Below are 25,283 nucleotides of genomic sequence, written 5' to 3'. Positions count from 1 at the left end.
TTACGCGGCCCTGCCGCCCTGCCATCGCACCCACAAAAGGGCCGCGCCCCGCGCCGGCCTACAACAACGCGCTGGAGCATCACCATGAGCCACTCGACCGGTATCGAGACCAATGGCGTCGAACAGATCCCTGACGATCAACGCGACGCCTCCCCGCTGGACCTGTTCCGCCTGATCTTCGGCGGTGCCAACACCTTTGCCACTGCCGTGCTGGGCAGCTTCCCGGTGCTGTTCGGGCTGTCGTTCCAGGCCGGGGTCTGGGCGATCCTGCTCGGCGTCGGCGTGGGTGCGCTGATCCTTGCACCCATGGGCTTGTTCGGTGCGCTCAACGGCACCAACAACGCGGTGTCATCGGGCGCACACTTCGGCGTGCACGGGCGCATCGTCGGCTCGTTCCTGTCGCTGCTCACCGCCGTGGCGTTCTTCTCGCTGTCGGTATGGAGTTCCGGCGATGCCCTGGTCGGCGGCGCCAAGCGCCTGGCAGGGCTGCCGGAAACCGACCTGACCCTGGGCCTGGCCTACGGCCTGTTCGCCACACTGGTGCTGGTGGTGTGCATCTTCGGCTTCCGCTTCATGCTGTGGGTCAACAAGATTGCCGTGTGGGCCTCGAGCCTGCTGTTCCTGCTGGGCATCTTCGCCTTCGCCGGCCCATTCGATGCGGGCTACGCCGGGAGCGTCAGCCTTGGCCAGGGCGGGTTCTGGGCAGCCTTCGTCGGCGCGGCGATCCTGGCCATGAGCAACCCGGTCTCGTTCGGCGCCTTCCTGGGCGACTGGTCGCGCTATATCCCGCGGCAAACGCCCAAGGCGCGCATCATGCTGGCGGTGATCGCCGCCCAGGCTGCCACGCTGATCCCGTTCCTTTTCGGCCTGTGCACCGCGACCCTGGTGGCCACCCAGGCCGCGGACTATATCGCCGCCAACAACTATGTGGGTGGCCTGCTGGCGATTTCGCCTAGCTGGTTCTTCCTGCCGGTGTGCCTGATCGCGGTGATCGGTGGCATGTCTACCGGCACGACTGCCCTTTACGGCACCGGGCTGGACATGTCGAGCGTGTTCCCCCGCCTGCTCAGCCGCGCGGGCGCCACCGTGCTGATCGGGGTAATGGCCATTGCCTTTATCTTCATCGGCCGCTTCACCTTCAACCTGGTACAGAGCGTTTCGACCTTCGCCGTGCTGATCATTACCTGCACCAGCCCGTGGATGGTGATCATGATTCTCGGCTTGATCACCCGCCGCGGCTTCTATCACGCCGACGACCTGCAGGTGTTCACCCGCGGCCAACGCGGCGGCCACTACTGGTTCCTGCATGGCTGGAACTGGCGCGGCATGGGGGCGTGGATCCCCAGCGCGGTGGTCGGCCTGTGCTTCGTCAACCTGCCTGGGCAGTTCGTCGGCCCGCTGGGCGACCTGGCTGGCGGCATCGACGTGAGCCTGCCGGTCACCCTGAGCATGGCCGGTGTGCTTTACCTGCTGCTGCTCAACCTCTTCCCTGAACCTGCCGGCGTGTATGGCCCCAACGGCCCACGCTGGGTGCGCTGCAAAAGCACCTCACACACGCCGGTGCTGAACCCGGCCGAAATAGCCTGACTGGATAACGATCATGACCACTTCCCACTACATTGCCGGCCGCTGGGTCGAAGGCCTGGGCAGCGACTGCATCAGTGTCAATGACCCTGCACTGGGCCAACCTTTCGCCGAACTGATGGCCGCCAGCGTTGCCCAGGTCGACCAGGCCGTGGCGGCGGCGCGCGAAGCCCTGCCCACATGGAAGCAGGTAGGCGCCAGCGAGCGTGCGGCCTACCTGCGCGGTTTTGCCGAGCAGCTCGGGCAACGCCGTGAAGCATTGATCAGCCTGCAAATGCGCAACAACGGCAAGCCTCGCCACGAGGCCGAAATCGACCTGGACGATGCCATAGCCACCTTCGCGTATTACGCCGACCTGGCCGAGCAACTGCCGCAAAGGAACCGCGAAGTGGCGTTGGCCGCACCGGGCTTCACCGCCCGCACCCGGCTGGAGCCGGTGGGTGTGGTCGGTTTGATCGTGCCGTGGAACTTCCCGTTGGTGACCAGCGCGTGGAAGCTCGCACCGGCCTTGGCTGCAGGCTGCACCGTGGTGCTCAAACCCTCGGAAATCACCCCACTGATCGAGCAGGCCTACGGCCAGATCGCCGATACCCTGGGCCTGCCTGCGGGCGTGCTGAACATTGTCAACGGCAAAGCCGAGACCGGCGCCGCACTGAGCAACCACAGCGGTGTGGACAAGCTGTCGTTCACCGGCAGCAACAGCGTCGGCAGCCAGGTGATGCGCAGCGCATCGGCACAGTGCCGGCCGGTGACCCTGGAGCTGGGCGGCAAATCGGCAATCGTGGTCTTCGATGATTGCGATGTGGACCAGGCGGTAGAGTGGATTGTCGCCGGTATTACCTGGAACGCAGGGCAAATGTGCTCGGCTACCTCTCGCTTACTGGTGCACGATGGCATTGCCGATGCGCTGCTGCCACGCCTGCAACAGGCACTGGAAACGCTGCGCGTCGGTAACCCACTGACCGAAGAAGTGGACATGGGCCCGCTGACCAGCCAGGCGCAATGGCTGAAGGTTGCCAGCTACTTCGCCACAGCCCGTGAAGAGGGGCTGCAGTGCCTGGCCGGTGGCAAGGCGCTGGACCGCGACGGCTGGTTTGTCAGCCCGACGCTGTATACCGACGTACCGGCGGGGAGCCGTCTGTGGACTGAAGAGATCTTTGGGCCGGTGCTGTGCGCGCGCCGTTTCACCACCGAAGCACAGGCAATTGCCGAGGCCAACGACAGCCGTTTCGGCCTTGTCGCCACCGTTTGCTCAGCGGACCTGGAGCGCGCCGAGCGGGTGGCCGATGCGCTGGAAGTCGGGCATGTGTGGATCAACTCGGTACAAGCGGTGTTCGTCGAAACGTCCTGGGGCGGCACCAAGGGTAGCGGCATCGGGCGCGAGCTCGGGCCGTGGGGTTTGTCGGGCTACCTGTCGGTCAAGCATGTGACGCGTTGCCTGGGCTGACAGCTCCGTCATGGGGGCTGCTGCGCAGCCCATCGCCGGCAAGCCAGCCCACCCCAACCGCGCAGTTCTTCAGACCTGCGCTGTACCTGTCGCAGCAACCGTCTTGCCCAATTTCTAAAAGCCGGCGCAATCCATGTGTGCCGGGCTTGCCGGCGATCACCGGTGAAGCCGGTGCCATTCACCGCTGCGCCTGTATCGCCAGCAAGACAGTCGCTCCCACTCAGCCCTGACGCAGCACCGCCGCAGGCCGGCTTGCGCGCAAAGCCTTCACGCCGGCTCGTCGCCCTGGCGCGCGCCCTCCTGCACCAGCACCATGCTCTGCGGTGAAGACAGGGCAATGCCCTCATCACGCAAACGCCCCAGGATGGTGAACAGCAGGTCGCTGCGCGCCCCCGACACCTGCCGCGGCCCCGCCACATAGCCACTGACACCGATCACCATACCGCTGGCCGTCAGGTCCTTGAAGCTTACCGACGCAGCCGGCGCGTCCAGGATCGCTTCATGCTCGTGAAAAGCACTCAGCAGCAGGTCGCGAACCTGGTTGGCATCGGTATCCAATGGCAAGGTCAGGGTAATGCCCACCACGCCCAAGGCATTGCCCATGGTCACGTTGCGCACGTTCTGCGAGATGAACTGCGAGTTGGGCACGATCACCGTGGAGCGGTCGGACATCTGGATCTCGGTGGCGCGCACGTTGATACGGCGAATGTCACCCTCGACGCCGGCCAGGCTCACCCAGTCGCCCACCTTGACCGGGCGTTCGGTGAGCAGGATCAGACCGGAGATGAAATTCTGCACGATCTGCTGCAAGCCGAAACCGATACCCACCGACAGCGCACTGACCACCCAGGTCAGGCTGGTGAGGTTGATGTGCAACGTCGACATCACCAGCATGGCCAGGAACAGGAAGCCCAAATAACCGACCAACGTTACCAGCGAGGCACGCATGCCGGCGTCCATGTCGGTTTCCGGCAGCAGGCGCTCGCTCAGCCAGCGCTTGAGCACACGGATACCGAGCATGCCGCCCAACAGCAACGCCACGGCCAGCAGGATGTCCTGGGGCACGATGTTCAGGTTGCCGAGCAATTTGCCACCGGTGCCGTCCCAATCGCCCAGGCTCAGCAGCAACTCGCCCGGGCTGGTGCCAGAGGGCATAAACGCCAGCATCACGGCCAGGAACAGCAGGACCGTGCGGCTGACACCGGTCAGGATGGTACTGGCCTGCGCCTGGTGACGTGGTGCCAGGCCCAGCGACGACGCCAGTGCCAGGCCTCCGGGTTGGCGCGGCGACAGCAGGATTTCGCACAGGTCAGCCAGGAAGGTGGTCAACAGGTAAGCGCAGGTGGCGACCACACTGATCCACAGCAGCTTGGCAGTGAGGAAGTAGGCCAGGGTGAGGTAACCGGCCAGCAACGTCAGCAGGATCAGCCCGACCCACACCACGATCACGAACGGGATCAGCCCTGCCAGCCCGGTCGGGCGCGCCAGCCCATGTTTGCGCAAGGTACGGCGGTAACGTACCAGCGCCGCCAAGAAGATCGCGGCCACCACCAGCGCGGTCAGGCCATTGATGGCGACAGTCAGCGCCAGGCTGGTGCCGATCACACTGTTGATGCGCTCGAAGGTCAGCATCACCATCAGTGCCAGGGCCAGCAACTTGGGGAACCAACCCAGAGCAGTGGCCACTTCGTCGGGGATCGGCGGCAGGCGCCAGGATGGCCGTTGCAGCATCAACATGGCCCGGCCAAGGCCGGTGATGAAGGCACTGAACACCACGAGCAGGAGGAAGTGGTTGGTCAGGTTGGCCATGTCCGAGCCCAACCTGGCACTACTTTCAAGGCCCCAGCGCAGCAGCGACACGGCGCCGGCGATGGTGCCCAGGGTGGCCAGGCTCACGCTCACCGCCAGTGCGCTTCGACGCAGGCGGCCTTCGGGCAGCCAGCGAACCATGGCGGCAGCGAGCACGCGTTCAAGCACCAGGCGGACCAGTGTCCAGACCAGGGTCGCAGCCACCAGGCTGGTGATGAAGAGCCCGCGGTGTTCAGCGCTGAAGGCACTGGCGACGGCATCGGCCGCCTCGCCGCGCAGGTCACGCAGGCGCATCACATCGTCCTCGGTAGGACGGATCAGCGACTGCCAAAAGGCAGGGCTCAGCGGGCTGGCCGCGCGGCTGGTAACTTGCGAGTTGAACTGGCTACGGCGCAGGTTGACGATTTGCGTGGACAGGTCGCGCGCCGACTGGGTCAGCTTGGTGGCCTGTTCCTGCTCAGCGAGCACGGACTTTTTCTGCGCCTCCAGCTCCTTGCGCTGCACGGCCAGGGTGGCGGCTTCGTCCTTCTGCACCGGGCCGAGGACCTTGAGCTTGTCGTCGAGGCTCTGTACGTCGGCAGCGCGCAAGCTACTCAGCGCATCAGCCTGGCGCTGGACCTGCACGGTAGCCATGCGCAGTTGTGAGAGCAGGTCGTCGTTGGCGTTGCTGGTCACGCCCTGACGAATCTGGTCGAGCCTGTCGCTCAACTGCTCGATGCTTGCGTTTTCATCAAGTACCGGCAGCTCGCCGGCAACCAGGTTGGCAACCGGCACGGAGGCCGACCAGGCCGGCAACGCAAGCGCCAGCATCAGGGCCATTACACCCAGGTAAAATCGGGCAAGGCAGGCACGCCTCATCGAACGTTCCTCATCACAAGGCTATTTGGCGGTGGATTCTACGCGGCTTACAGCGTTCAGGAGAGTGCCGTTTCTCGCTCCAACAGTTGCCGCTTGCGCTCCACCCCCCAGCGGTAGCCGCTGATGTCGCCGTCCCGGCGCACCACCCGGTGACAAGGAATCGCCACGGCGATACGGTTGGCCGCGCACGCCATGGCCACTGCGCGCACGGCCTTGGGCGCGCCAATACGCTCGGCGATCTCGGTGTAGCTTACCCGGCCGCCCACTGGCACTTCACACAGAGCCTGCCAGACCCGCTCCTGAAACGCGGTGCCCTGCACATCCAGAGGCAAGTCCAGACCCAGGGCTGGCGCCTCGACGAAGCCCACCACCTGCGCCACCAGGCGTTCGTACTCGGCATCGCCGCCGATCAGGCGCGCATTGGGGAATTGGTCCTGCAATTGCTCCAGTAGCGTCTCAGGCGCATCCCCCAACAGGATCGCGCAAATGCCTTTTTCACTCTGCGCCACAAGGATCGCCCCCAGTGAACACTGCCCCACGGCAAAATGAATGGCCGTGCCCGCACCACCGGCAAGGTACTGGCGCGGGCGCATGCCCAAGCGCTGACCGGCGCTTTCGTAGAAACGGCTGTTGGAGTTGTACCCTGCAGCAAAGATGGCATCGGTCACCGATGTTTTCCCCTCGCCCAGCCCCTCGCGCAGGCGCCGGGCGCGGAAGGCTGTGGCATAGGCCTTCGGCGTGAGGCCGGTTTCGGCCTTGAACAGGCGGTGCAGGTGGTACGGGCTGACACCCAGTTGGGTACCGAGCTGGGCCAGGCCGGGTGGGTTGTCCGGGGTTTCGAGCAGGCGGCAGGCGCGTGCTACCAGTTCGCCGTGGCGAACGCTCGATGGCTTGCCCTGGCAACGCCGGCAGGGCCGATAGCCTGCGGCCTGCGCGGTGGCGGCATCGGTGAAGAATTCAACGTTCTCGCGCTTGGCCATGCGCGCCTTGCAGCCAGGTTGGCAGTAAATGCCGGTGGTGCGCACGGCGTAGACGAAATGGCCTGCCGCCGCCGGATCGCGGGTGTATACGGCTTGCCAGCGTTGTTCGTCAGTGGTGTAGGGCGTCATTGGGGTATGCCTCAACTAAGCTGATCGTCTCAGGCCCGCCACAGATACCAGGCTGCCACAGTCCGGTAGGGGCGCCACCCGGCGCCCAGCGAACGCATCTGCGCCGGTGTCGGCGCCTTGCCCAGCCCCTTGAGGCGACGATACCCCTCGCGCACGGCGAAATCGTCCACCGGTAATACATCCGAACGCTCCAGGCTGTAGATCAGCAGCATCTCGACGGTCCAGCGGCCCACGCCCCTCAACGCAACCAGGCGCTCGATCAACGCCTCGTCGCTCATGCCCAATGCCTCTTCCCGGCACGGCACCGCGCCATCCCGCGCGGCCAGGGCAATCCCCTGAATCGTCGCCAGCTTGCTGGCGGAAAACCCACAGGCACGCAGCGTTTGCGGCGCCACCTCAAGCAGCTGCCTAGGCCCGGGGAACCCATCGCCAGGAAACAACGCCAGCAATCGTCCGAGTATCGCCTCGGCCGCTCGTGCATGCAGTTGCTGGTACGCAATCGCCCGGACCAACGCCTCATAAGGCTCGCGCCCCGGCGTCGCCCGGTGCAGGCACGGCCCGGTCGCAGCAATGTGCCGCGCCCAGTCAGGGTCCAGCGCGGCCAGGTACTCGGTGGCTTCGCGGTAGGCTTCAGGCGAGAGGTCGGCCAGGATCATCCGTAGCTCCAGTGGGTTCAAGGCAGGACCAGCTTAGCCCAGCCACGCATCGTGGAAACGCCGAATCTTGCGCAGCTAATTCCTGGCAACCATTGCCCCGTGCCATCATCCATGCATAGAATTGAGAACTATTCACAGTCACGTGCGCTTCATGGGGTCAGCCGCTACGATGCAGCTCAACGACACGCTCAAACCCGCCGAAGTCGCCCTGCTCTACCAGTCCCATCACGCTTGGCTACGTGGCTGGCTGCGCAGCCGGGTCGGCTGCCAGGAACACGCCGCGGACCTTGCACAGGACACCTTCGTGCGCCTGCTGCGCGCGCGCCAGGTTTCGCCGATCAAAGAGCCGCGGGCATACCTGAGCAGCATCGCTCGCGGCCTGATGATCGACCAGTTCCGCCGTCGCGCCCTGGAGCGCGCCTACCAGGAAAGCCTGGCCCAGGTACCTGAAGGCGAAGTACCCAGTGAAGAGCATCGCCTGGTGATTCTGGATGCCCTCGAGCGCCTTGACCGCGCCCTGCACCAGCTCAGGCCACGCGCCCGTCAGGCCTTTCTGCTGGCCCAGCTCGATGGCTTGAGTATCGCGCAGATAGCCCTGCGCCTGGGCATTTCGCGCGCCACCGTCGAACGCGACCTGGCCAAGGCCCTGGGCGTCTGCTACCGGTTGCGCTATGCCGAACTGTGATCATGCACCCGCCCAGGCTCAGGTCGACCAGGCCATCGAGTGGCTGGTGAAGCTGCGCTTCGACACCCCCAGCCCGGCTACCGAACGGCAGTTCCAGCAATGGTTGGCCCACCACCCCCACAATGCCAAGGCCTGGCAGCGGGTGAGCTCCCTTAGCGACGAGCTGGCGGGGCTGCCCAGCGACCTTAGCCGACGCACCCTGGATGGCCGCCAACGTCAGCGCATCAATCGCCGTGACCACCTCAAGTTGCTGGCGGTGATAGCGATCGGCGGCAGTGTCGGCTGGGCCGCGCGTGAGCCGCTAGGCCTGCCCGCCCTGGTGGCCGACAGCCGCACCGGCACTGGCGAACGTCGCCGCTTGCAGGGCAGCGATGGCAGCCAGATCCAGCTCAACACAGCCAGCGCTATCGACCTGCGATACAACGCCGAGCTGCGCGAACTGGCGCTGCTACGCGGTGAAGTCAGCCTGGCCTGCAACCCTGGCGACAACCGCCCGTTCCACATCACTACCCGGGTTGGCGCCATGGCCACCCGGGACGGCCAACTGCTGCTGCGCGAGAACGACCAGGGGCTGCTGCTGGCTGTGCGCCGCGGCGAAGTCACCTTGTTCCCCGCCTCCGCTACACCACGGGTGGTTCGGGCGGGCGAGGTGCTGCAGGTGTCGCCGCGCGGGGCTCACGCACTTGCCTCGTTGCATGGCGACCCGTGGGGCTGGACCGACGGTGTGCTGAGCGTGCAACAGATGCCACTGGGCGAGTTCTGCGCCGAACTGGCCCGCTATCGCCCAGGGCTGCTGCGCTGCGCTGGCGAGGTGGCGGCGCTCAAGGTATCCGGCACTTACCAACTGAACGATACAGGGCAGATTCTGCAACTGCTGACCCGCAGCCTGCCGGTACGGGTCGATTACCGCACACGCTATTGGGTCAGCGTAGGAGCCGCCTGAACTTTTTGAAAAAGAATGAGGTGGAATCTCATTCTCGTTCGGCCTGAAGGAACAAAACCCGAAAAGTGGTCTACGAAACCTTCAGGAGCGGTCCATGATCCACCCGTGTTCCCCCCGCAACGACAGGCTGCGCCATGCCGTGCGCGCCGCCGTGTTCGGCATTGGCCTGGGCAGCGCCTTGGCACTGCCTGTACAGGCCACCGCTGCACCCGCCAGCGAGCACCGGCAAATCGACTGGAGCATCCCCGCAGGCCCTCTGGCCCCGGCACTGGACCAGTTGGCGCGCCAAGGCGGCCTGAGCCTGTCGTTCGATGCGAACAGCCTGCTGGGCAAGACCACCCAGGGCGTGCAGGGCCGCCATGAGCCGGCTCAGGCATTGACCCTGGTGCTGATGGGCAGCGGTATGCAAGTGCAGCAGGAAGGCGACAACAGTTTTCTGCTGATACCGGCACTGGACGCCGGTAGCGCACTGCAACTGGGTGCGACCAGCATTTCCAGCGATCGCTTGGGCGAAACCACCGAGCACAGTGGCTCGTACACGACCGGTGCGGTCACCATCGGCAAGACTGCACAGAGCATTCGCCACACCCCGCAGTCGGTGACCGTGGTCACCCGTCAGCGCATAGACGACCAGAACATCACCAACCTGACCAACCTGCTGGAGCAGACGCCGGGTGTGGTGGTGAACCTCACCGACAGCGAACGTGTGCAGTACTACTCGCGTGGCTATGCGATCGATGCCATCCAGTACGATGGCGCCACCGTGGTGCAGGGCAGCGGCGGAGGCTCATTCATCCAGAGCGATTCGGCCATCATCGACCGCGCCGAGATCTTGCGCGGGGCCACCGGCATGATCCGCGGCGCGGGTAACCCGTCCGGCACCGTCAACCTGGTGCGCAAGCGCCCGACGCACGCATTCCAGGGCGAAGGCAGCGTCACCCTCGCTTCCTGGGATGCCCAGCGGTATGTCGCCGATCTCTCCGGCCCGCTGACAGACACCGGCAACGTGCGCGGCCGGGTGATCGCCGTGCACGATGACAAGGACCATTTCCAGGACTCGCGCCAAGAGCGCAAAGAAGTGTTCTACGGTGTGCTGGCCTTCGATCTGAATGACAGCACCACCCTGACCACAGGCCTTGAGTGGACCAAGCTCGATGCCACCGGCGCCTGGGGCAACCTGCCCGCCAACTACGATGGCTCGCCCCTGCCGCTTGGCCGCAGCACTTACCTGGGTGCCGACTGGAACCGCTGGGACCGCAGCAACCTGCAGACCTTTGCCGAGCTCGAACACCGTTTCGATAACGATTGGTCGCTCAAGCTGATGGCCCAGCGCACGCACTTCGAGCTGGATGACCACGGGTTCAAGCAGACCTACTTCACCCGGGCCAGCGGCGCGGCCAACCCAGGCAACAACCCCTATCTGATGAACTATCAGGTTACCGAGGGCGACGACGGCGAGAGCCTGCAGAACAACCTGAGCGCCACCCTCAATGGGCCGTTCGAGCTGCTCGGCCGCACCCATGACCTGATGCTGGGTGTCGAGCGCATCCGCAACGATTCCTACGCCTCGGCCACCAATTTCGTCTCTTCTGGGGTGTTCGACATCCGCGAATGGGACCCAAAGACCAGCCTGGCCGAACCGGACATCGACATCACCGCCCATCCGGTGCGCACGCGCACCACCCAGGAAGCGGCCTACGCCACCTGGCGCATTTCCCTGGCCGACCCGCTCACGGCAATCATCGGGGCGCGGGCCAACTGGTATGACTACGAGCAGGAAAACAACGTCAAGGCGAACGGCAAGTTCAGCGTCGACAACAAGATCGTGCCGTACGCAGCGCTGATCTATGACCTCAACGACAACTTCAGTACCTACGCCAGCTACACCGAAATCTTCAACCCGCAGACCGCCACCGACGTCAGCGGCTCGGTGCTGGAGCCAACCACAGGCGAAGCTTACGAGACCGGCATCAAGGGCGAGTTCTACGAAGGAAGGCTGAACACCTCGCTGGCGTTCTTCCGCATCTACCAGGTCGGCAACGCCCTGGATGACCTGAGCGGCCCCAACCCCTGCCCGCCCAACTACACCTCGGGCTATTGCAAGGTCGCTGCAGGCAAGAACCGCAGCCAAGGCTTCGAGCTGGAGATTTCCGGCGAAGTGCTGCCAGGCTGGAACGTAACCGGTGGCTACACCTACAACACCACCAAGCAACTCAAGGACACCATCAGCAACACCGGCAACGCCATCCGCACCACCGACCCCAAGCGCATGCTGCGCCTGTTCACCAGCTATCGCCTGCCGGGTGAGCTACAAGCGTGGACCGTTGGCGGCGGCGTGCAAGCGCAGAGTGACATCTACAACCGCAGCGGCAGCGCCGAAGCCTCCCAGGCGGGGTATGCGGTGTATAACGCGATGGTCAATTACCGGTTCAACGAGCATTACTCGTTGCAGCTCAATGCCAACAATATCTTCGACAAGAAGTACTACCGCCAGGTCGCGCCGACGCCGACCGGGTATTACTGGGGTGATCCGCGCAATGTCTCGGTGACCTTGCGCGGCAGCTTCTGACGCAGGCGGCCGGCTTGCCCGGCGGCCGGGCCAGCACTGGCAACGACACGCTTCAGTCCGCCACTGCCCGCAGCTTACCGGCCCGCCGGTACGACTGCCGGGCAACGCACACGAACAGCCCTGCCATGATCGCCAGCGCCATCGGCAACCCATGCGGCGCCACATCCATCGCCGCGCCGCTGACCAGCGGCCCGACCAGGCTGCCGACGCCCCACAACAAGCCGACGCTGGCATTGGCGGTGACAAGGTCCTGGCCCTTGAAACGCTGCCCGATCAGTACCAGCGCCAAGGTGTAGATACCGCCTGCCACGGCGCCAAGCACCACCAGCAGCGGCCACAGCAGCCAGGTCATCTGCAGCAGCCACGGCAAGGCGATACCGATTGCCATCGCCACCAGTCCGCACACCAGGTGCAGCCCGGTACGCTCGACCCGGTCGGCCAGCCAGCCCAGCGGCAACTGGAAAACCATGTCACCGGCGAACACCACCGTCACCATCAGCGCCGCCACCCCCACGGCAAACCCATGGCTGGTGGCGTACACCGGCAACAACGACAGCACGACCGCATCGAAGAACGAGAAGAACAGCACAGCCACGCACAACGCCGGGGCGACGCGGAAGAAGCCCGCCAGGCCGAAGCTTTTCTCACCCTCGTCACCATGCTCCACATGATCGTTCGGCACGGTCAGCACAATGCACACCAGCGCCAGGCCATAGCACAGGCTCACCACACCGGTGATCCACGGGCTGTTGGCGCCGATCACTGCGAGCATCGCCGGGCCGAGCACCTGGAAGCCGGTGAAGCTGGTGGCGTAAAGCGCCATGATCTTGCCGCGGTTGTGGTCCGGGCACAGTTCGTTGACCCACGACTCACCCAGGATGATTGCGATGCCCATCCCGATACCCAGGCCCAGGCGCAGCAGGGCCAGCATCCAGACCGAATCGAAGGCCAGCTCCAGCAAGGCGATGCTGACGGTGCACAGGCTGAAGCACAGCAGGTAGATGGTGCGCCGGGTCAGGTACCGGCAACAGGCGTCGACCATGAACGCCGACAGCATCATCCCCGCCGCGGGGATGGCCGAGATGATGCCGATCTGCAAGGTGCCGGCGCCGGCCTCATGCAGGCGCAACGACACCAGCGGCAGGCTGGCTCCCAGGCTGAAGCCAACCACAGACACGGCGAACAGAAGGCCCGCCAGCAAACGCATGTTCATGTACCACTCCAAGCAAACTGAAAAGACGCGCAGATACAGGCGCCCGGGCGCACGCCGGGAAAGCGGGTGACGCAGGGGCGCAGGTCAGTTCAGGGCGAGGTGTGGCGAGAAGGTAAAGGCAAACAGCACACTGCGGCGACGCTTGAGCACCGTATCGCTCGGCCACGCGCGACGCATGGCCTGGAGGGCAGGCTGGCGGGCGTATGGAAGGGATGGGGTACGGCGCATTGCTTTGGCTACTACGCAGGTTGGAGACAAGAGGCGGCACTCTAGGCCAAGCCAGGTTGAGCCGTCAATTGCCCGCGCCCACCGCGCGCAGCAGCACGGCCCCGACAGTGCAAGCGACGGTCTTGCCGGTGAAGGTGGCGCATGGCACCGGCTTCACCGGTGATCGCCGGCAAGCCGGCTACCACAAGATGGCCTGCCCCCAGGAAGTTGGACACCCATCCAATGTCTGGCTCAACGTCCAACAGCTGGCGCGAATCCCTCGTGGGAGCCGGCTTGCCGGCGATTGGGCTGCAAAGCAGCCCCTGCTCAGCGCTTACCCGTGTTAGGCAGAAACACCGCCAACAGGCCGAACAATGGCAGGAACGAACATACGCCATACACGTACTCGATACCGCGCAAATCCGCGACGTACCCCAGCAGCGCCGCGCCAATCCCGCCGAAGCCGAACATCAGCCCGAAGAAGACCCCGGCAATCATGCCCACACTGCCCGGCACCAGCTCCTGGGCGTACACCACGATCGCCGAGAACGCCGACGCCAGGATGAAGCCAATGACCACGCTAAGCACGGTGGTCCAGAACAGATCGGCGTACGGCAGCGCCAGGGTGAAAGGCGCCACACCGAGGATGGAGAACCAGATGACCGCCTTGCGCCCGATACGGTCACCGATGGGCCCACCAAAAAAGGTGCCGGCCGCGACCGCGCCAAGGAACAGGAACAGGTGCAACTGCGAGCTGGCCACCGACAGGTCGAACTTCTCGATCAGATAGAAGGTGAAGTAGCTGGTGAAACTGGCCATGTAGAAGTACTTGGAGAACACCAGCAGGCCCAGGACGACCAACGCCCCGATCACGCGCTTGCGCGAGATGCCATGGGTGGCCTGCACCACCTTGCGTGCCTTGGCCTGGTTGAGGTGCTCGGTGTACCAGCGGCGCAGCATCAGGGTCACGGCGAAGAACAGCAGCCCTGCCACGCCGAACCATGCCACATGGGTCTGGCCGAACGGGATGACGATGGCAGCCGCCAGCAGCGGGCCAAAGGCCGAGCCAGCGTTGCCACCCACCTGAAAGGTCGACTGCGCCAGGCCGAAACGCCCACCTGAGGCCAGCCGCGCAATCCGCGAGGTCTCCGGGTGGAAGGTCGACGAGCCGATACCCACCAGTGCAGAAGCCAGCAAGATCATCGGGAAGCTGCCGACGAAAGCCAGCATGACGATACCCACCAATGTGCACAGGGTGCCGAGCGGCAACAGGTTCGGTGTCGGCCGGCGGTCGGTGAAGAAGCCAACCCAGGGCTGCAGCAACGACGCCGTTATCTGAAAGGTCAGTGTGATCAGGCCGATCTGGGTGAAACTCAGGTCGTAATTGGCCTTGAGCATCGGGTAGATCGCCGGCAGCACCGACTGGATGAGGTCATTGATCAGGTGCGCCAGTGCACAGAAGGCGATGATGCGCATCACCAGGGGGTTGGCTTGGCTTGCCGAACCGGTGCTGGCAGTGGAGGTGCTGCTGATGGCCATGAGTTTGAGATCCGTGCGCAGGTGTGGGATCCGATTATCAGGAAACAAATGGATACATAGCTACCTTTTTATCCCGCTTAACCGCGTACTTGCAAATGGTTCTCAATATATTTAGCATCCTCACCGACTAATTTCCCGTAATCGTTGGGCGATAACGCCCTTTAGCGAGCACATTTTCAGCATGAGCCCGATGCCCGCCACGCAGATTCCGGCCGACGCGCAACAGCAAGCACTCGCGTGGTTCTCCCGCCTGCGCCAGCCTGGCTGCGATGATCGTGAACGGCAGGCTTTCGCCCGCTGGTGCCAGGCCCCGCTCAACGCCCATGCCTACGCCGAGCTCGAAGCTTGCTGGCAGCAATTGCAGGCGCCACCGGCACGGCCCCGCCCCCGCCAGCTCACCGTGCGGCGCAGCCACCTCGGCAAAGCGCTGGCATTGCTGTTCCTGCTGGCGCTGAGCGTGGCCGCGTACCTTTACTGGCCACTGATGCAGCGCCTGGGCAGCGACCTGCACACTGGCGCTGGCGAGCGGCGCAGCGTGCGCCTGGCCGATGGCTCTACCCTGCACATGGGCAGCGCGAGTGCACTGAATGTCGACCTGCGCGGGCGCACCCGCCTGTTGCAGGTTGTGCAGGGCCAGGTAGAGGTGCACGTGGCGCTCGACGGCCGCGCCCTTGAACTGCAGGTGGATGATTCGCGTATCCAGGTGTTCGGCACTCGCCTGATGGTGGCGCGTTATGCCGAGCATGACGAACTGGTGGTACTCAATGGCAAAGCCCTGATCGCCCAGGGTAGCGACCAGCGTATGGTGTCTGCGGGTGAGCGGGTGACCTTCACCGAGGCGCGGATCGGCCCGGTGCAAAAGGCCGATATCAAAAACGCGGGCGCCTGGCGCAGCGGCGGGTAAGCGGCGACTTCGACCTCGACCGCGCTGCAGAAACCCTCGACGCGCTGGTTGCCGAGCAGCATCTGCAGCTGTACAGCATTCTCGGCCAATGGCTGATCGTGCGCTGAAACCAGGCTGGGCGGCTAAGTTTTTGAAAGCGTGCAAATTTTTTTTGAAATGAGTGTTGACAGAGGGGCATCACAAGGGAATAATGCGCGCCATCGGCTACATAGCTCAGTTGGTTAGAGCATAGCATTCATAATGCTGGGGTCCGGGGTTCAAGTCCCTGTGTAGCCACCAAACTTGAAAAGGGCTTACCGCAAGGTAGGCCCTTTTCTTTTGCCCTCGAATAATTGACAGGTTGTGTGGCATCGATCGTGAGATCGCACCTGTTGCGACCTTGGTCGCCAGGCCACCGCGACTGCAGCCAAGAGCGTGATCGGCAGGTTCGTCAGCCCCTTTTCTTCCGAGCGCCAATTGAGGCGCGGTTTGCGCGCACCGCGGCTGAATCGATCATTTTGCAGACCTGTCACCGAACACCTTGCCGCTGATGGCGGGTAACTTTACAACGTCTCAGCGTAGGCGCCAATTGAGTGCCTCCGGATTTCGTACAGAACCTGAGCGAGCCCCGCTGCATTTTCAATTAGCTATCAGTCCTATGGCGAATTTCATACGCAGTGTTCGCTAAGGCCTTGCTACCATGTTCCACCAACTTTGCGACATCACTAGTTGATGGAGCGCTCACCCGCATCAAGTAACGCGCCTCCCAAGATTTATGTAATCGCCTGAGCTCTATATATTTAATTACCAGCTCCCTATTAGACTCACCGTCTCGCCCCACAAACATACTTGCCTGGCTTAATTGAACTTTTTGTATAGCACGATCTGCGATTTCTTTGGTCACCCACAGCTGAGTGCGCTTAGACTCCCGGTTTGGCGATCGTGAACTGGCCGCTACCCCCTCCCGGCTAAGCTGCGCAGGGGTCAATGGCCGATTTTGGTTTGTAGGGGAGGGCGACCTCGGTACTACGTGCACAGGGGACCTGGACCTTGACCTTGACCTTGACCTTGACCTTGGCATTGAACTTTGACTTCCCAGCGGCGATTCCCAGGGACGCACCCAATTGTAAATCTTTCCCGTTCCAGCATAGTACATGCGGCCACTAGGATCTGTCCGATTCACGGGATCTCCTGCACAATAAGCATAGGCATTCAACCCTCCCGCTTCGAATGGACTAAGTTCATCAGGCGAATTGAACCGCATGAGAATCGTATTATAAAAACGATATCCATTACCGAGAAAATAGCCCTCTGGCACCAACGACCGCATCTGGCCTACAAAACCTGTCAGCGACTCCCTGTTCGGGGCAAGACCATAAGGAGTGTAGGCTACCGATCTGCGCTCCAGCCCGGACTCGCTCACTACAGAATCCAGGTTATCCGAAACCCGCATTCGCTTTTGTATAGCATCATTGTCGGAGCGTTTCACGGTGCATATCCTATGAATGATCGAGGATCATCATTCACGATACGCCGACCTTGGGATACTGTTAAAAATGCTAGTTCTCTTAGAAGGCATTAACAATCTCCAACCGATCAGCCAAAGCATCTGACAATAAGTCAATTTCACTTGCTGCAGAACGACGAGCCAGGACTGCCATCACCGCCCCAGGTGCGATAGCCCGCGGTGTCGATATGGATGCGGCCTGTCGGGTAGCGCCCCAGCCCCATGCCCCAGGCCTGGCCATGCTGTTGCCAGAAGCGACACAACGGATTGGGGTCGGCCCAGCCCGGCAAGAGGATATCGACGGCGAAGGCACGGGTGTGGGCGCTGTTCACGGCGCCCCCTGCACACCTGTTCAAGCCAGGGTCACGGTAGGCCGAGACCACTTCGAACTGACGCAGGCTGCCTTCATCAGCCAGCGTCTTGATCAGCGCCAGCGTGGAACGCACCGCCGCCCAGTTGCCTGGCGGCGGCACGGCAAACGGTGAAGCCTTGCACAGCCGCCAGTCGGAGGCCGAGCGCAGCAGCTGATGAATCGGCACCACGCCATACAAGCGGGCATCCACCAACATCTCACGGAAGGGCCGGGTCTGATGATCCCCGGCCCACTGCGCGAACATCCACAGGTCACGTTCATCGGCCTGAGCCACGCCGCCCAGCATCAGGCTTGTGGCCATCAGCAGCCATTTCGTCCTTTTCATCCCCGCTCCCTCTGCCCCAGTATGAGCATCGCCGCCAATCGGGGCGGCCATTACAAGGAGTTAAGCATGCACAAGATTGCCTTACCCAGCCTGGCCGCCCTCGCCTTCAGCGGGCTGGCCGCAGCCGATGCTCAGATCGACCTGGGCGATGCCCAGCGTGTCACTCGCCTGTTCGCATTCCCCAACAACTGCCACGTGATCTGCTTTCGCCAATGGACGCTGGAGCAGACGGTCGAGCACTACCTGACCATGAGCGTACGCCGCGACGGCTACGCGGGCGCCCAGGTGCACGTGAGCCGCGACGCAGACCGCCTGCACGCGACCATCAGCGATGTGCCAGCCAGTTATACCGAGCCACTGCGCCAGCTGCTCGACAGCGGCGAGCTGGCCTACCAAGGCGCCACCGAGCTGAACAGGGACGGCAAATGGTCCTACGACTGGTACCTGTTCCTGCCGTTGGGCATGGCCCTGCAGAACCGCCGCAGCATCGAGCTGCTGCATTTCCCGCCGGATTATTCGCTGACCCAGGCCCAGGACTACCTGCGCTCCAACACCACGGACCGCTGGGCAGAGCTGCTGACCTTCAATGGCGTGACGGCCAGCGACACACCGGCCTACCAGACCATCATCGATATCGCCCCGATTGCAGCCCCGGCCAGTGCCGGGGAAGCGCTGAAAGACACCTACAGCTACTTCAACACTTACCAGACCCGCATGGTCAGGGAGATGACCGTGCCCCTCGATGCATCAGCCCTGCCGATGGTGGCTTTCGGCGCCCCCGTGCGCAGCTGGGTCGAGCAGCAGTATGGGCCCCGCGTCGGCGTGCTGGGCCTGGTCAGCATTAGCCCGAAAGCGGGCGCCAGCGTGCCGGTGCTGGGAGCCAACCACCCGAGCGCGATCTGGTATGCGGCAGACAAGCAAAGCCATGGTGGCAACGAGGACGAAGCTGATGCAGCAGGGCTGAAGATGATGGGCCAGGACCTGACGGCGGCGTGCTGGCAGGCCGGCATGGGGCGCAATCGGCAAGCCGATGCGAAGCTGACGCTGGAAGCGTGCTCGAACAAGTGGCAGGCCACGCAGAAGAAGCAGACCTGTGAATTGTTCTTCCGCACCGTACGCAAGTACCCACCAGAGCAGGCGGCGGCCAAGTGCAATACCGGGGTGGTTACGAGGGCCCTGAGGGATTTGCGTGCACCAATCGAGAGGCTTCAGGATCTTTGATCGATGCAGCCCGTGCTGGCCTCCGCGGGCGCGGGCTTGCCCCGCGAAGAGGCCAGCAAACGCAACGCATTGTCAGTCTTCGAGCAAGGTACACGCCATCACCAGCGCATCCTCACGCCCGCCAGCCACCGGGTAGTAATCCCGCCGCCGGCCAATCTCGTTGAAGCCGTAGCGCTCATACAGGCGATAGGCCGACTGGTTGCTGGCCCGAACCTCCAGGAAGCACTCCCGCCCATTGAGCTGATACGCGCGCGCCATCAGGTGCTCGAGCAAGCGCAGCCCCAGGCCACGCCCCTGGTTCTCTGGCTTGACGGTAATGTTCAGCAGGTGCGCTTCGTCGATGATCACGTTGATCACACCATGGCCGACCTGCTGCTGGCCATCGAACATCAACCACACTTCGTAGGACTTGAGCGCATCCTGGAAAATCCCGCGGGTCCAGGGATGGCTGAACGCGGCATATTCGATCTTAAGCACGGCATCCAGATCCGCCTCGGTCATGGGGCGGAAACTGATCGATTCACTCATTCAACGCTCTTCCAGCGCGCCATCAGCTGGCGCATCGCTTTCCAGACGTCCGCCTTGCGCTGCGGCTCGTCCATCAACAGTTCAAGGCCCGGCAAGGCCCAGGCATCGCCCAGGCCGTCGAGCTTGAGTACTTGGTAATAGGCCTGGGCGTCGGTATTGGCGGCAAAGCGCAAGGCCGGCATGCCGATCAGCCAAAGGCAGGTGCAAGGGGCTTGTTCAAGGCGCGCCTGGATGAAGCCCTGGACGAAATCACGCGCTGCCTCCGGCCCCTGGTCCATGTTGCCACGCACCAGCAGCGGCCAGCGTACCGGCTCGCCGATGATCTGCGGGGCATCTGGCAGGCCTGCGGCGCGTAGCATGTCCTTGAGCAGCAGGTAGGACGGGTCGCGGCTCTGGAACGGCTGGCCGGTGGCCAATTCCACCAGCAGCAGGCAGTTGCCGGCGCGCAGCAGTTGCAGCGAAAAACGCGGTGGCGGCACGGGGGCCGGGCGTGGTGCGGGGGCTTGCTCCTCGGCCTCGACCGGTTTGGCAGCGGGCTTGGGGGTAGTGCCCGGGCGCGGAATCTCGATTTTCGGCCGCTCCCCGGAGCGCGCCTGTGGTGCGACCGGCGCTTCGTTGGCAGAGGCTGGCGAAGGCCTGACCTCGAACGCGGCCTGCTCGACCGGAACCTGCGGCAACAGCAACTCGGGCCGCGACGGCGCAGCGAACGGCAGTTCGGCGCGCGGCAGCCAATGCACCACTTGCATGGCGGAAAGGTAGGCGCGGCGGCGGGGCTCGGTCAGCAAGGCACGGGTATCCGGGGGCTGGAACAAGCGGGCATTCTAACGCTGTTGGCTGCCGAGCGCCGCAACTGGTCGGCAGAAAATTACCGCCTGAACTGGCCAGGGGGCCAGTGAACCCCCCAGGCAATTCAGGGTTATCCCTGATTACAGACCAAGGGGTGAAATCCTCACCCCCGGATGCAGTACAATCGCCCCCTTTTTACTTGGCAACGAGTAGACGCCAATGATCGAACCCAAGCGCGTCCTGCGCGCCCTAGCCGAACACTGGGCCCTGATCGAGCCGCTGTGCGAGCGCTTCGACCAAGGCACCCTGAGCCTGGTCGAGCTGCGCCAGCAGCTGGGCCGCCAGCAAGTGGAAAGCACGCCGCAGGACATCACCCAGCTGCTCGACGTGTGGATCCGCCTGGATATCCTGGTCCCGGTGGCCAAGAGCCCGAACCGTTTCGAGCTCAACGCCCAGATCCACGACTTCCTCGCCTACCTGCGCCGTGAGCACCGTCTGGGCCTGTGCCTGGAGATCGAGGCCTACCTGCGCCACCTGGAGCGCCTTGCCGGGCATATCCAGGATGCCTTCGACAACCGCGACAGCGATGACCTGGCGCGCCAGCTGCGCCTGCTCGACATGCGCGTGCGCGACGTGCTGAAGAAGCTCGACAACGATGAACAGGCGCTGGTCGCCGTGGCCGAACGGGCCAAGACCAGCAACCGCCAGATCCCGCTGCGCCAGCGTTATGCCGAAGTACTGGCGACCTGGGACGAATACGTCGAGCCGATGATCCAGCTGGTCAACGCCGACGGCGCCTTCGAACAGGGCGTGCGCAAGGTCGAGACCGTGCTGCTGAAACTGCTCGGCGAACAGGCGCGCCTGGGCCACCTGGTCGACGACGACATGCTGCTGCGCACCCATGCGCGCATCCTCGAGATGCAGACCAGCGCCCAGTTGACCCTGCGCCACGCCCGTGAACTGCTGCTGCCGCTGCGCGAAGAAGCGCGCCGGCACAATGCCGTGACCCGCGGCGCCGCCCTGGCCCTGTCGGTCATCCGGCGCAAAGGTATCGACGCGGTGCCGCAGGCGGCCATGCCATTGTTCACCCGGCCGCAGAGCACCTTCCTGGGCAGCGCCAGCCAGGTCGAGGCGTACGTTTATGCCCTCGCCCGCTTCGAGCCGAAACCGGCCAGGTTCCCCAAGGCGCACAAGACCCAGACTGGCCCGCTGCCGCGCGCGCCACGCACGGTCAAGGAAATGCTCGAGCGCTGCGAAGATGCCCTGCCGCTGCCTGACCTGATGGTCTGGCTGCTGGACCAGGAGCCCGACGGCGCCACCGACGAACTGTTGTACTGGTTCTCGCGCCTGTCACGTGAGAAGCGCTTCAAGCGCGAACGCCTGGAACGGCGCGAGTACACCACCCATGAACACCTGGTCAGCCTGCGCTCGTACGCCCTGACATCCAGCCGCGAAGCGCAACCTGAAACCAACGCGAGCCCAGCCAATGCATCTTGATCTTTCCGAACTGTCCCAGCTCGCGCCGATCTTCCGCGAGCTGTTCAAAGGGTTCCACATCAGCCGCCGCGACCCGGAGCTGTACGCCCAGCTGTCGAACTTCCAGGACCAGTACCGCACCCTGTTCAAGGCCTTGGGCTTCGAGCTGGTGTGCGATACCCGCGGCTTCTATTACTTCGTCCCCGAGCAGGCCGCCGCGCAGGTCAACAAGACCGCCCAGCGCCTGTCGCTGTTCACCTTCATTCTGGTCGAACACCTGGCCGACCAGGGCCGCGACCCGATGGCGGTACTCGACGGCGGCAGCATCGGGCGCGATGAGCTGCCCTCGCTGCTGGACAAATACCGTGACCTGTTCCTGCAGGCTGAAGTGCAAACCGTCGACGAGCTGGAAGAAAAGATCATGCGCCGCATGACCCAGCTCGGCTTCGCCCACGAGGAAAACGGGATCTACCGCTTCCTGCCGCCGATGCACCGGTTCCTCGATGTGTGCCTGTCGGTGCAGCAGGACCGCGACCTGGCCGCCAGCCTGCACAGCGATCTGCCGCTGCCAACGCCGGTGCTGGTCGAGGAAGAAAGCCCCGAAGCGCTGGCCCACACCGACGACCCGCTCGACCTCACCCCGTTCGAGGGCGAAGAAAGCGAAGAAGAGGCCCTGGCCCGGGCCATCCGCGAAGAGCAACAGGAGATTGACGCATGAGCCAGGAACGCTACGGCATCCGCCGCTTCGCACTGCTCAACACCGCCGGCTACAGCCTGGGCCTGTTCCCGCTGGAGCACCCGCTGTCGGTCTACGGCGCCAACAACCTGGGCAAATCCGCTTCGATCAACGCCCTGCAGTTCCCGATCCTGGCGCGCATGTCCGACATGAGCTTCGGCAAGTACAGCCTGGAGCAGTCGCGCCGCTTCTACTTCGCCAGCGACACCTCGTACATTCTCTGCGAACTCAACCTGCCCCACGGGCCCCACGTGATTGGCGTGGTCGGGCGCGGGCCGGGCGGCGGTTTCGGCCACCAGTTCTTTGCCTACAAGGGTGAACTGGACCTGGACCACTACCAGAAGAACGACACCTGCCTGCGCCAGAAAGAGCTGTTCACCAACCTCGAGCGCCTGGGCCTCAAAGCCTACGAGCTCAAGCCGGACGAGCTGCGCCGGTTGCTGGTCGGCGGCCACACGTCGGTGCCGCTGGACCTGACCATGATCCCGCTGCGCTCGACCAGCGAACAGAGCCTGAAAACCTTCCGGGCACTGTTCATCAACTTGCTGCACATGCGCGAAATCACCGCCGCCAAGCTCAAACAGCTGTTCCTCGACGCGTTCGAGCATAGCCTGCGCTCGGGCAGCGTCGACTACATCGCCGCCTGTGAAGAAGCCTTCCGCGACGTACGCCGCATGGAGCAGGACTACAACGCGCTGGTTGCCGCCGGCCCGCTGGTCGAAGCCCTGGCCGGCGGCGTGGCCCAGCGCGACATCCTGCGCGGCAAGCTGCACCGCCTCTCGCCACTGCTCGACAACCTGCTGGGCACTTGGCAGGAATACGCCATGGCGCGCAAGGAAGAGCTGGTGATCCAGGCCGAGCACTACCGCGGCGAGCAGGACCGCCTGCAGAACGACCAGCGTGGCGGCACCCAGGAGCTGATGCGCCTGGAACGTGAAATCACCGGTATCCAGCGCTGGCTCGGTGAGCTGTCGGTGCTCAAGCACCGCTTTGCCCTGGTCGATGACGTCAAAGTGCTGGAGCAGCAACTGCTGGCCGCCAAGGACGCCCACGACGAACTGGCCGGCGCCTTGGCCCAGTCGCGGCAGTTCTCTGCCGAAGACCTCGACGAGCGTGTACGCGACCTGGAAAAACGCCTCAAGCAGGTCAGGCAGCAGCTCGACCACGCCGACAACAACAGCTACGCCCGCCTGCGCGAAGAGTTTTCGCAGGCAGACGTCGACCGCCTGATGCGCCTGTTCAACGGCGCACTGTTCAGCCTGCCGCTGGGCGAGCGCGGTATCGAACTGGACGACAGCGACCTGTGGGTGAAATCGCTGGAAGCGGTGCTCGATGGCTTCAAGGGCGAGCGCTTCGAGGCCCCAGGCATTTCCATCGACCTTTCGCACATCGACCCTCCCGCCCTGCAAGCCCTGGCCGACCGCGCGGCCCTGCGCGACCAGAAGGACCGCCTGGAGCGCGAGCTCAAGCAGCTCAAGACCCAGCAATCGGTGGCCGCCGACCGCAGCGCCTCCAAAGCCCAGACCGAAGCCCTGTACCAGGAGGTGCTGGACGCACAGAAGGCCCTGGAAGACTACCGTCGCAGCGAAACACTGGCGGCTGAAGAGCCGGAGAAGCTGGAACAACTGGCGCAATTGGAAGCGGCCCAGGACGAACTCAAACGCTCCAGCGATGCCTTCACCGAGCGCGTCCAGCAACTGTCGGCCAAGCTGCAACTGGTCGGGCGGCAGATCGCCGACCTGGAAGCCAAGCAGCGCACCCTGGAAGACGCCTTGCGCCGTCGCCAGCTGCTACCTGCCGACCTGCCGTTCGGCACGCCGTTCATGGAAGCGGTTGACGACTCCATGGACAACCTATTGCCGCTGCTCAACGATTACCAGGACAGCTGGCAGGCCCTGCAGCGTGTCGACAACCAGATCGAGGCGCTGTACGCCCAGGTGCGTCTGAAGGGCGTGGCCAAGTTCGACAGTGAAGATGACATGGAGCGGCGCCTGCAGCTGCTGGTCAATGCGTATGCCCACCGTACCGACGAGGCCCTGACCCTGGCCAAGGCGCGCCGCGCCGCAGTCACCGACATCGCCCGCACCCTGCGCAACATCCGCAGCGACTACGACAGCCTCGAGCACCAGCTGGCCCTGTTCAACCGCGAGATCAACAAGCGCCAGGTTTCCAACCTGCAGAGCTTCCGCGTGGTACTGGCGCCGAACAAGGAAGCGCTCAAGCATATCGACCAGATCATCCACAGCGCCGGCCAGTATGAGGAAGGCGAGACCCTGTCGGTGTTCGACCTGACTCAGAATTCGGAGCAGGATCACAAGAACGAAGAAGCCAAGGAGTACCTGGCACGGCTGGTGGCGGCCAACCACAACCAGCTGGGCCTCAAGGACCTGTTCGAACTGGCGTTCGAGATCACCAAGATCAACAGCCAGCCGGTGATTCACGCCGACATCGACGGCGCCGCCTCCAACGGCACCACGATGACCATCAAAGCGCTGACCAACATGTACCTGTTGCTGCACTTGATGGATCGCGACCTGGCCGGGCGCATTCGCCTGCCTTACTACCTGGACGAAGCGGCGGACATCGACGAGCGCAACCAGGCCGCGCTCCTGGAGACCAGCCTGCAGCTGGGCTTCGTACCGATTCTGGCGAGCGTGAAGCCACAGGTATCGGCGCATGTGGCGATCGACCTGGAAGGCGGTAGTGGGCCTAATGGCATCTACATCGACGAAGCGGACTGGAAGTACATCAGCCGTCGTGATGTGGAGAAGGCGATGGTGCGCGAGGATCAGGCCGAGGAGCTGGCCTGATTAGTGTGTGACGGGGCCG

Annotated in this window: 18 protein-coding genes, 1 tRNA gene and 2 pseudogenes; 11 read left to right on the top strand and 10 right to left on the bottom strand. The window is 63.9% G+C overall.

What is annotated here, in order from left to right; all coding sequences use genetic code 11:
• Positions 1–84: 84 nt before the first annotated feature.
• Both JNA92_RS19960 and JNA92_RS19955 read left to right on the top strand, forming a co-directional pair.
• A complete protein-coding gene (locus JNA92_RS19960; RefSeq protein ID WP_241806307.1) occupies positions 85–1,587 on the top strand; it encodes a purine-cytosine permease family protein in 1,503 nt (500 codons plus the stop codon).
• A 13-nt stretch (positions 1,588–1,600) separates the two neighbouring features.
• Entirely contained in the window at positions 1,601–3,031 is a 1,431-nt protein-coding gene (locus JNA92_RS19955) for an aldehyde dehydrogenase family protein (RefSeq protein ID WP_241806306.1), read from the top strand.
• Between the two features lie 267 nt (positions 3,032–3,298).
• Here JNA92_RS19955 and JNA92_RS19950 read toward each other — a convergent pair whose 3' ends face one another.
• The 3 genes from JNA92_RS19950 to JNA92_RS19940 are packed head-to-tail and all read right to left on the bottom strand — an operon-like array spanning position 3,299 to position 7,463.
• Positions 3,299–5,698, bottom strand: coding sequence for a DUF3772 domain-containing protein (locus JNA92_RS19950; protein ID WP_241806305.1), 2,400 nt, complete (start codon positions 5,696–5,698; stop codon positions 3,299–3,301).
• 56 nt (positions 5,699–5,754) lie between these two features.
• A complete protein-coding gene (gene ada / locus JNA92_RS19945) occupies positions 5,755–6,807 on the bottom strand; it encodes a bifunctional DNA-binding transcriptional regulator/O6-methylguanine-DNA methyltransferase Ada (protein WP_241806304.1) in 1,053 nt (350 codons plus the stop codon).
• 29 nt (positions 6,808–6,836) lie between these two features.
• Positions 6,837–7,463: a DNA-3-methyladenine glycosylase family protein gene (locus JNA92_RS19940; protein WP_241806303.1), complete on the bottom strand. Its 627-nt coding sequence runs from the start codon at positions 7,461–7,463 to the stop codon at positions 6,837–6,839.
• 169 nt (positions 7,464–7,632) lie between these two features.
• Here JNA92_RS19940 and JNA92_RS19935 point away from each other — a divergent pair, with 169 nt between their 5' ends.
• The 3 genes from JNA92_RS19935 to JNA92_RS19925 all read left to right on the top strand — a co-directional run bounded on the left by JNA92_RS19935 (position 7,633) and on the right by JNA92_RS19925 (position 11,660).
• Positions 7,633–8,148 carry a sigma-70 family RNA polymerase sigma factor gene (locus JNA92_RS19935; protein WP_241806375.1) on the top strand — a complete coding sequence of 172 codons (516 nt, stop codon included), beginning with the start codon at positions 7,633–7,635 and terminating at the stop codon, positions 8,146–8,148.
• Positions 8,135–9,091 (top strand): FecR domain-containing protein, encoded by a 957-nt coding sequence (locus JNA92_RS19930; RefSeq protein ID WP_241806302.1) that lies wholly within the window; start codon positions 8,135–8,137, stop codon positions 9,089–9,091. The genes JNA92_RS19935 and JNA92_RS19930 overlap by 14 nt, the downstream gene beginning before the upstream one ends.
• 94 nt (positions 9,092–9,185) lie before the next feature.
• Entirely contained in the window at positions 9,186–11,660 is a 2,475-nt protein-coding gene (locus JNA92_RS19925; protein ID WP_241806301.1) for a TonB-dependent siderophore receptor, read from the top strand.
• A 52-nt stretch (positions 11,661–11,712) separates the two neighbouring features.
• Here JNA92_RS19925 and JNA92_RS19920 read toward each other — a convergent pair whose 3' ends face one another.
• The 3 genes from JNA92_RS19920 to JNA92_RS19910 form a co-directional block, all read right to left on the bottom strand.
• Positions 11,713–12,873, bottom strand: a complete 1,161-nt coding sequence (locus JNA92_RS19920) for an MFS transporter (RefSeq protein ID WP_241806300.1) — start codon at positions 12,871–12,873, stop codon at positions 11,713–11,715.
• 84 nt (positions 12,874–12,957) lie between these two features.
• Entirely contained in the window at positions 12,958–13,101 is a 144-nt protein-coding gene (locus tag JNA92_RS19915; RefSeq protein WP_241806299.1) for a hypothetical protein, read from the bottom strand.
• 306 nt (positions 13,102–13,407) lie between these two features.
• Positions 13,408–14,619: an MFS transporter gene (locus JNA92_RS19910; RefSeq protein WP_241806298.1), complete on the bottom strand. Its 1,212-nt coding sequence runs from the start codon at positions 14,617–14,619 to the stop codon at positions 13,408–13,410.
• 181 nt (positions 14,620–14,800) lie between these two features.
• Between JNA92_RS19910 and JNA92_RS19905 the strand changes: the two are divergent.
• Together JNA92_RS19905 and JNA92_RS19900 are read left to right on the top strand one after the other, a co-directional pair.
• A pseudogene (locus JNA92_RS19905) lies at positions 14,801–15,630 on the top strand (FecR family protein).
• 95 nt (positions 15,631–15,725) lie between these two features.
• Positions 15,726–15,802, top strand: a tRNA-Met gene (locus JNA92_RS19900).
• An 859-nt stretch (positions 15,803–16,661) separates the two neighbouring features.
• On the opposite strand, the pseudogene JNA92_RS26160 reads toward JNA92_RS19900, so the two are convergent.
• Positions 16,662–16,916: pseudogene (locus tag JNA92_RS26160) on the bottom strand (RHS repeat-associated core domain-containing protein); the annotation flags it as partial.
• A 212-nt stretch (positions 16,917–17,128) separates the two neighbouring features.
• Positions 17,129–17,707 (bottom strand): YcbK family protein, encoded by a 579-nt coding sequence (locus JNA92_RS19885; RefSeq protein WP_241806297.1) that lies wholly within the window; start codon positions 17,705–17,707, stop codon positions 17,129–17,131.
• 66 nt (positions 17,708–17,773) lie between these two features.
• Between JNA92_RS19885 and JNA92_RS19880 the strand changes: the two genes are divergently transcribed.
• Positions 17,774–18,928 (top strand): hypothetical protein, encoded by a 1,155-nt coding sequence (locus JNA92_RS19880; RefSeq protein ID WP_241806296.1) that lies wholly within the window; start codon positions 17,774–17,776, stop codon positions 18,926–18,928.
• Positions 18,929–19,000: 72 nt separating this feature from the next.
• Here JNA92_RS19880 and rimI read toward each other — a convergent pair whose 3' ends face one another.
• Positions 19,001–19,456: a ribosomal protein S18-alanine N-acetyltransferase gene (gene rimI, locus JNA92_RS19875; RefSeq protein ID WP_012316291.1), complete on the bottom strand. Its 456-nt coding sequence runs from the start codon at positions 19,454–19,456 to the stop codon at positions 19,001–19,003.
• Complete coding sequence (locus tag JNA92_RS19870) at positions 19,453–20,241, bottom strand: energy transducer TonB (RefSeq protein WP_241806373.1); 789 nt, start codon at positions 20,239–20,241, stop codon at positions 19,453–19,455. The genes rimI and JNA92_RS19870 overlap by 4 nt, the downstream gene beginning before the upstream one ends.
• 220 nt (positions 20,242–20,461) lie before the next feature.
• Between JNA92_RS19870 and mksB the strand changes: the two genes are divergently transcribed.
• Genes mksB through mksF form a run of 3 tightly spaced genes read left to right on the top strand, consistent with a single transcriptional unit; the run spans position 20,462 to position 25,264 of the window.
• Complete coding sequence (gene mksB, locus JNA92_RS19865) at positions 20,462–21,739, top strand: Mks condensin complex protein MksB (RefSeq protein WP_241806295.1); 1,278 nt, start codon at positions 20,462–20,464, stop codon at positions 21,737–21,739.
• Positions 21,729–22,436 carry an Mks condensin complex protein MksE gene (gene mksE / locus JNA92_RS19860; RefSeq protein ID WP_241806294.1) on the top strand — a complete coding sequence of 236 codons (708 nt, stop codon included), beginning with the start codon at positions 21,729–21,731 and terminating at the stop codon, positions 22,434–22,436. Before mksB ends, mksE begins: the two co-directional genes overlap by 11 nt.
• Positions 22,433–25,264 carry an Mks condensin complex protein MksF gene (gene mksF, locus JNA92_RS19855; protein ID WP_241806293.1) on the top strand — a complete coding sequence of 944 codons (2,832 nt, stop codon included), beginning with the start codon at positions 22,433–22,435 and terminating at the stop codon, positions 25,262–25,264. The genes mksE and mksF overlap by 4 nt, the downstream gene beginning before the upstream one ends.
• The last annotated feature ends 19 nt before the right edge of the window (positions 25,265–25,283 follow it).

It is taken from the genome of Pseudomonas putida, from assembly GCF_022627325.1.
In the GTDB taxonomy this organism is placed as follows: domain Bacteria; phylum Pseudomonadota; class Gammaproteobacteria; order Pseudomonadales; family Pseudomonadaceae; genus Aquipseudomonas; species Aquipseudomonas putida_X.
Note: the sequence above shows the minus strand (reverse complement) of the source record. Positions and strands in the feature narration are given on the sequence as shown.